The following is a 467-nucleotide window of genomic DNA, read 5'->3' as shown; positions in this document are numbered from 1 at the left end:
AAAGTTGGGTATTGACCGTTTAATTCTTGGATCAACCGCCTTAACAAATCCAGCACTGGTCAAACGACTATTAGCCGAATTCGGTGGTGACCGGATTGTCATTGGCATCGATGGCCAAAATGGTTATGTAGCCATTAACGGATGGTTGGACCAGTCCCAAATGAAGATGAGCAGATTGATGAAATTGATGTTTGCTAGTGGCGCCAAAAATTTTATTGTCACTGATGTTGCACGCGACGGCACCATGCAGGGCCCCAACTTAGAACTTTACAGGGCGTTACACGTTAAGTTGCCAATTGCCAACCTGATTGCCAGTGGAGGTATTCGCAACCTGCTAGATATCCAAACATTACAAGAGCTCGGTTTATCAGACATCATTATTGGTAAGGCATTAGCGGTCGGTACCATAACATTAGTTGATTTAGCGGAGGTGAGATAATGCTAGCAAAACGAATTATTCCCTGTTT

Annotated in this window: 1 protein-coding gene; it reads left to right on the top strand. The window is 43.9% G+C overall.

The genetic code is table 11. The annotated features are described in order from the left end of the window. A partial coding sequence (locus KH893_RS12015) for a HisA/HisF-related TIM barrel protein (protein WP_281166308.1) occupies positions 1-439 on the top strand: 439 nt, incomplete at its 5' end. Between the last annotated feature and the right edge of the window lie 28 nt (positions 440-467).

The sequence above is a fragment of the Liquorilactobacillus sicerae genome (assembly GCF_029916425.1).
GTDB classification, from domain to species: domain Bacteria; phylum Bacillota; class Bacilli; order Lactobacillales; family Lactobacillaceae; genus Liquorilactobacillus; species Liquorilactobacillus sicerae.
Note: the sequence above shows the minus strand (reverse complement) of the source record. Positions and strands in the feature narration are given on the sequence as shown.